This window comes from Bacteroidota bacterium (assembly GCA_034723125.1).
Taxonomy (GTDB): Bacteria; Bacteroidota; Bacteroidia; order CAILMK01; family JAAYUY01; genus JAYEOP01.
Genome location: JAYEOP010000598.1, coordinates 1 through 7,055, shown reverse-complemented (window position 1 = coordinate 7,055; position 7,055 = coordinate 1). Strand labels below are relative to the sequence as shown.

At 28.2% G+C, this 7,055-nt stretch carries 4 protein-coding genes and 1 tRNA gene; all 5 read left to right on the top strand.

Features of this window, described 5'->3' with window-relative positions; all coding sequences use genetic code 11:
* Nucleotides 1-27 precede the first annotated feature (27 nt).
* The 5 genes from U9R42_14860 to U9R42_14840 all read left to right on the top strand — a co-directional run bounded on the left by U9R42_14860 (nucleotide 28) and on the right by U9R42_14840 (nucleotide 7,020).
* Nucleotides 28-1,809, top strand: coding sequence for an acyl-CoA dehydrogenase family protein (locus tag U9R42_14860; protein ID MEA3497305.1), 1,782 nt, complete (start codon nucleotides 28-30; stop codon nucleotides 1,807-1,809).
* 58 nt (nucleotides 1,810-1,867) lie between these two features.
* Nucleotides 1,868-1,956: transfer RNA gene (locus U9R42_14855), tRNA-Ser, on the top strand.
* 367 nt (nucleotides 1,957-2,323) lie between these two features.
* Complete coding sequence (locus U9R42_14850) at nucleotides 2,324-4,999, top strand: hypothetical protein (GenBank protein MEA3497304.1); 2,676 nt, start codon at nucleotides 2,324-2,326, stop codon at nucleotides 4,997-4,999.
* Between the two features lies 1 nt (nucleotide 5,000).
* Nucleotides 5,001-5,771 (top strand): hypothetical protein, encoded by a 771-nt coding sequence (locus U9R42_14845; GenBank protein ID MEA3497303.1) that lies wholly within the window; start codon nucleotides 5,001-5,003, stop codon nucleotides 5,769-5,771.
* A gap of 301 nt (nucleotides 5,772-6,072) precedes the next feature.
* A complete protein-coding gene (locus U9R42_14840) occupies nucleotides 6,073-7,020 on the top strand; it encodes a TAXI family TRAP transporter solute-binding subunit (protein MEA3497302.1) in 948 nt (315 codons plus the stop codon).
* Nucleotides 7,021-7,055: the final 35 nt, after the last annotated feature.

The following is a 7,055-nucleotide window of genomic DNA, read 5'->3' as shown; positions in this document are numbered from 1 at the left end:
ATTTACTTTAATATAATTGAAAACAAAATGGAAGAAACAAAAATTACAACAGGTGGAGAATTTTTGGTTAAAGATGCTCAAGCTAATGATATTTTTATTCCTGAAGATGCAAATGAAGAACAAAAGATGATTGTTCAAACTGTTAAAGATTTTTTGGAAGCAGAAATTTATCCCAATTTTGATAAAATAGATGCTCAGGAGGAGGGCTTAATGAAAAGTCTTCTTAAAAAATCAGGTGAGTTAGGATTGTTAGGTATCTCAGTTCCTGAAGAATATGAAGGATTTGATCAATCATTTGTAACATCAATGCTTACCAATGAAGCAATAGGCTCTGGATTTTCATTTTCTGTTGCTTTTATGGCACACACAGGAATTGGAACTTTGCCGATTTTATACTATGGAAATGAAGAACAAAGACAAAAATACGTACCACCATTAGCAACAGGAGAAAAGCTTGCTGCATATTGCCTTACAGAGCCGGGAGCAGGCTCAGATGCTAATTCAGGACGTACAAAAGCTGTGTTGTCTGAGGATGGAAAATATTATATTTTGAATGGGCAAAAGATGTGGATTACCAACGGAGGATTTGCTGATGTACTTACGGTTTTTGCCAAAATTGATAATGACAGAATACTTAGTGCATTTATAGTTGACAGTGATTTGGAAGGAATAACAATGAATCCTGAAGAAAAGAAAATGGGGATCAAAGGATCTTCTACTCGTCAAATATTTTTTAATGATGTAAAAGTTCCTGTTGAAAACCTTCTTGGAAAAAGAGGTAGTGGTTTTAGAATTGCCCTAAACATTTTACATATTGGAAGATTAAAATTGGGTGTAAATGTAGTGGGCTTTATGAAAAGCAACATTGAGCATGCCGTTATTTATTCTAATGAAAGGAAACAATTCGGGCAGTTAATTTCTAATTTTGGAGCTATAAAATATAAATTAGCCGAACAGGTTATTAAAGTATTTACAACTGAATCTGCTGTTTATAGGGCAAGTAAAGATATTGAAAATAAAATTGATGAAATTGTTGCTAAGGGAGAGGAAAAAGGAATAGCAATAGTAGAAGCATCGGCACAATTTGCAGTAGAATGTGCACTTACAAAAGTTTTAGGTTCTGAAGCTCTTGATTATGTTGTTGATGAATCTATGCAGATATGCGGTGGAATGGGATTCTCTTCAGAGATGCATGTCGAAAAAGCTTATAGGGATTCTCGTATCAATAGGATTTTTGAAGGTACAAACGAAATAAATCGTATGATTATTATTGATACTGCTATCAAGGATTCTCAAAAAGGAAAATTCGATTTACTAGAAAAAGCAGATGAAATAATTCAAAATATTGACAATGTTTCTGAAGAAAAAGCAACTGAAGGTTATTTTGAAGAAAAACTTTTCTTTATTAAAAACTTTAAAAAGGCAACATTGATGCTTATTACAGCTTCGTATAAGTTTTTCAAACGAAAATTATCTTCTGAACAGCAGATAATGCAAAATCTATCTGATATGATGATTCCACTTTATGCATCAGAATCAACTATGCTGAGAGTTGAAAAACTTGAAAAGATGAAAGGTGAAAAAGAGATTTCTATTTACAAAGATATTTTAGATGTATTTGTTTATGACTCTGCCTCAATAATTAGAAAAGCAGGTGCTGATGCTATCAACTCTATGGAAGGTAATGAAGATAATGAAAAGCTTACCAAAGCATTAGAGATTTTTACAAAGCTTGCTCCTGTAAATGTTAAGGAAGCCAGAAAACGAATTGCTGATAAAATTATAGACGATAATATGTATAAGTTTTAAGATTAGCTTATTTCATAATAAGTCCTTAACTTAAGCCCTTGATTATGATTTATTTTTAGGAGAGTTGGCAGAGTGGTTGAATGCGGTGGTCTCGAAAACCATTTTCTAAAGTAATTTGGAACGGGGGTTCGAATCCCTCACTCTCCGCTAACGTTTGCCGAAGGCGAGCGAAGGCTAAGGTTAAGGCTAAGGCGAAGGGAAAGGTTAAGGCGAAGGTTAAGGCGAAGACGAAAGGCGAAGACGAAGACAAAAACAAAAACAATATTCAAGCTACCAGACTTTCTAAGAAACACTTACATATTGCACATAATTTTTATTATTCAGTTTTGTTATTTGATAGCAGTTTTTTTTATTTAAATGTTCTAAAATTGAAATTGTGGAATACTTATTTTCTTTGAAATTATTGAACTAATTACTTTCGTATAGTTTTTGATGTATGGCAGAAATTGAAATATGCCACAATCGTAGAATAAAAAATTAAACAGTTCGTTTGTAGAAGATAATAAAGTATTTTATGAAAAGACTTCTTTTAATTAGTCTGATATTTTTGTTTTGCAGTAATATTCTTTCTGCACAAAAGTCAAATACTTTTTATAATTTTGAAGATGCCTTAAAATTACCTGATAGCGTTTATAAATTAGACCTTAGTTATAAAAACCTAAGATTACTGCCAATAGGTATTGAAAAATTTAAAAATCTTGAAGTTTTAAATATTTCTCATAATAATTTTATTAAGCTACCCGACAGTCTTTCAAGTTTAAAAAAGTTAAAATATCTGAATGTCAGTTATAATACAGGAATTTTATCCATAGAGTTATTTAGAATTTTATCAAAGGTCAAAAGTCTTGAAAAGCTTGATATAAGTTCGTGTCAGCTCTTATATATTCCTTATCAAATTGAATTGTTAAAATCATTAAAGATATTGAACATCAGTTCAAACAAACTTAATCATTTGCCTAAAGAAATTAGGGAGCTACGTCATTTGGAGAAATTGCTTGTGGCAAACAATAATCTCATTTTTCTTCCGGATGAATTAATATATTTGGAAAGTTTAAAAACGATTGATCTTTCTTTTAATACAAATTTGAATTATAAAAATGTTTTTGAGATATTATCTTCAATTAAATCCTTGAAGATTGTAAAAATAAGAGGAATGAAAAAAATTCCTGATGAATTGACTCTCTTGCAAACTATAAAATTTCTTGACCTTAGTTATTCCGATTTTAATGATTGTACAAGAAGGTTGAATCGACTTGACAGCCTTGAAACGCTGGTGCTTAAAAACTGTAGAAACATTGATTACGGAACTTTGTTTACTAAATTTTCTTCACTTTATAAATTAAAAACTTTAGAAATAGCAGACAATAATATTTCAAAATTACCACAGGGTTTAGGTAGAATAAAAAATCTTGAAAAAATTATTATAACAGCTAGTAAATTAGAATTTATTTCAAGTGATATTTATAGATTGTTTAATCTTAAATCATTGAGTATCAATTTTACTCCACTAATAAATACCGAAGAACTTATTAGAAGTATTTACAAAATTGAGAGTTTGGACACATTGGATTTGAGTTATTGTAATCTTGGCTTTTTACCAACGAATATTGAGGAACTTAAGCAGATATCTGTGTTGAATCTTATGGCTAATAACCTTACGTCTTTGCCATTTGCAGTTACAAAAACTAAGATTAAAAAAATTATTATAAAAGATAATCCAATACAAGAAATTACAATTTCAGATTTAAAGAAAAAAATGCCAAACTGTACTTTTGTGAATGATAAAGAGGAATTAACTAACACATCTTTTTCAAATAAACATGAAAATTTAAAAGTCAAAAGTCAAAAGTTTACAATAAACACTAAGAAGGATACAAACATAGTTTCAAAAAACGGAACAAAAATATTTATTCCTAAGAATTCTTTTTCTCATATTAAAAATGATAACATCATTTTATTGCTTAGCGAGTATGTTTCTCCTTTTGATTTTATTTGTTTAGATAATAATTATAAAAATAAAAAATTTTCAGCAAAAGTATATGATTTTAAAATTCAAGATGAAAGCTCAGATGCTAAATTGAAATTAGGAAAAAAAATAATTATAGGCTTTAAAAGTGAATTGGGAAAAACAAAAAATATTTATCATTTGAACAAGGAAAACTTTGAATGGGAAATTGATAAAAAGTCTGGAATAATAAAAAATTCAATAAGTGAAAACAAACAATTTAATAATGAGCAAATTACTTTGGAAAAGCCAATTTATTTACCACCGGAGATTGTGAAAGAGGATATATTTTTCGATTTTCTAACACCATTTACAAGTAGAAATTTTATTTTTAAAGTTGATGGTTCTTTTGGTAATTTCTCAAACAGGCATTTTTACGATTATGTAAAAAGCTACCCTGAAATGAAATATTTGAGCCGAATTAAATGGAATTATGATGGAAAAAATGCTAATAAAGATTTTAGATATTTTAAATCTATTGTAAGAAATACAATAAAATATGAGAAATATAAAATTGAAGATATTATCCTTGAAACAAATCCTTCAGAAGATAATTACAAATTGAAATTTTTGTATAAAAATGATACAATTATAATTCCTGTTTTTGCTGAATTTGTAAATGAAAGACATGAATCAATTCAAAAGCATAATAAAAAATTTTATGAAAATTATAAGCAATTGTTAAACAAACGGATTGAGCATTGGAACTATGTTGATAGTAGTTATAGGGCTGTGATGAATGTTTATCAGACTAAAATGAACAGTTACAGAGATTATTTGACTACAAACAAAATTGAAAGTAATAAAAGTGAAAATATTGTTGAAATAAAGATTGATAAATTAGGTTTATGGAAGTTTGGTAATCCATTGAAAACTGAAAAGACTTTTGAATATTATGTGAAATTATATGATGAAAACAATAACTCATTACAAGCCGAAAAGTTATTTGTGATAAATACTACAAAGGCAAGTGTAAATTCTTTTGAAAACAGAAATAAAATAAAATTTGATAAAAAATCAAACAATGTGTTAGTTGTTTTTTTGAAAAATGGTAAAATTGCATATTTAAAAGAAAGTGATTTTAAAAGGATGATGAATCAAAAAAGTGATATTAAAGCGTTAAGGCTAAATATTATTGACAATAAAGATATTTCACTTGATGAATTAAAAAATATTTTAAAATAAAATGAAAATAATTAAAGTAATTAGTATTGTATTAATTTTAGTATTGGCAACAATAATATCTTTTGCCCAGTCAAAGCATTTTATTTCAAAAATAGATACAACTTATAAAGCTGAAAATAAGTATTTAAAAGAATATAATTCTGAAAGTTTTTTTGCATCAGGTATTTCTGAAGAGACTATGGATGTTGCTAATATTGATCATGAATTGTTAAATGCAACAATATTTTTTACTCTTAATAAATTCAGAACGCGAAAGAAAAGAGAGATGTATAAGTACTCGTTTGAATTAGAGAATATTGCATTCAATTATGTTTTGATAAAATCAAAAAAAAGAATAGAAGATAACCGTAATAATTGGCAAAGAATTTCTAAAGATTTTCCTGGGATTGGAAACTTATTCGATTTTAAAGGCAAATTAATTACCTTTAATATTGCATGTATAGATGCTATTGATTATAAAAAAGGGAAGAAATTTTACTATGATAGAAAAGATAAAAGCACTGATTTAAAACTATATTACGGAGAAAGGCATTCGAGAGGAGAAGTATCCAAAGAAAAAATTTCAATTCCTTCCTATAGCTACATGGAGTTTGCTGATGAGTTGATTTCAAATTTTAGGATTGGGCATGGAAGCAGGAATGCAAAATCAAAAGCATACGAATATGTGGGATGTTATGTTGATGTGGATGAACGAACATTGCATAGACGAAAAATCCCAAAAATCAAAGCTATGATTGTTTATGGCGGTTTTAGGTTGAAAGGAATAAAATAATAACTGAGTCCACTCTAAAAAGGAATGAGTGCAGGTTTTGAAAATCAGGAATTGCCCCATTCCCTAAAGGGAGTCCTGATTTTCAGCTATTTCTCCTTTTAGGGTTTGGGGTAGAAAGGAGCTGAAAATTATTTTTAAAACTTTTTAGAGTTGACTCATAACTTACTGTCAAAAAATTGAAAAATTGAAAAAGAAATTGATTTAACAGAAAAATAATTTTTTATTTGATGAATTTGTATTAGTTTTGAATTTGGTAATAGGTATATGAATATGTTTTTAAATGCATTAAAAATAAATAAAAATGAAAAATAAAATTTTATCAATAATTTTAACATTTGCAATTGTTATTGGATTTTCAACAATTTCTTTTTCACAAAAAGATCCTTATTCTAAAAAAACTAACAAAGAACCTTTGATATTGATATCAGGTATTGAGTCAGGTTCTTATAATAATTTTGCAAAAGAAATGAAAGAAATTGCAAAAGCAAATATTAAAATTCAAACATCAAAAGGAAGTATTGATAATTATAACATTTTGATAAATAATAAAGATGCCGACATCGTATTTTTGCAGTATGATGTTTTATTATCTGCAAGAATGCATGATTATAAAGCAAGAGAACATAATACCGATGATGTGAGAATGTTATTACCACTTGCAAGTGAAGAAATTCATTTAATTACAAAAACAGAGAGTAAAATAAATTCAATAAGAGACCTTGCTGGTAAAAAAGTTGGCATCGGAATTCCTTCACAACAAGGAACAAGTGTAACAGCAGGATTGATAAAAAGTGTAACTGCAATTGACTGGGAAGATATTGAAATTTCATTTGATGATGCTTTTGATGCATTATTAAAAGGCGATATTGATGCATTTTTCTTTGTTGGATATTCTCCTGTTGACAAGCTTAAAAATCTACCTTCTGATTATTATAAATCAATACGATTAGTTCCTATTTTGGATAAACGATTGTCAAAGTTTCATGTGAAAGCAACAATTCCTGCAGATGTATATCCTTGGTTACACTACAATGTAGAAACTTATGCAGTACGTTCAATATTGGCAGTTAATCGTGCATTTGAATCACGCGAAGATGCTGAAAAATATACAGAATTTATTAGAACCATACAAAAAGCATTACCTGAATTAAAGACAAAAGGTAACTCAAAGTGGAACGAAGTAGATTTTGCACCTAATGGAATTCAATGGAGATTTCATCCTTCAACAAGAAAAGTGTTGAAGAAATAAGGAATGTGTTTTCTCTAAAAAGTTAAAAAAAGAGA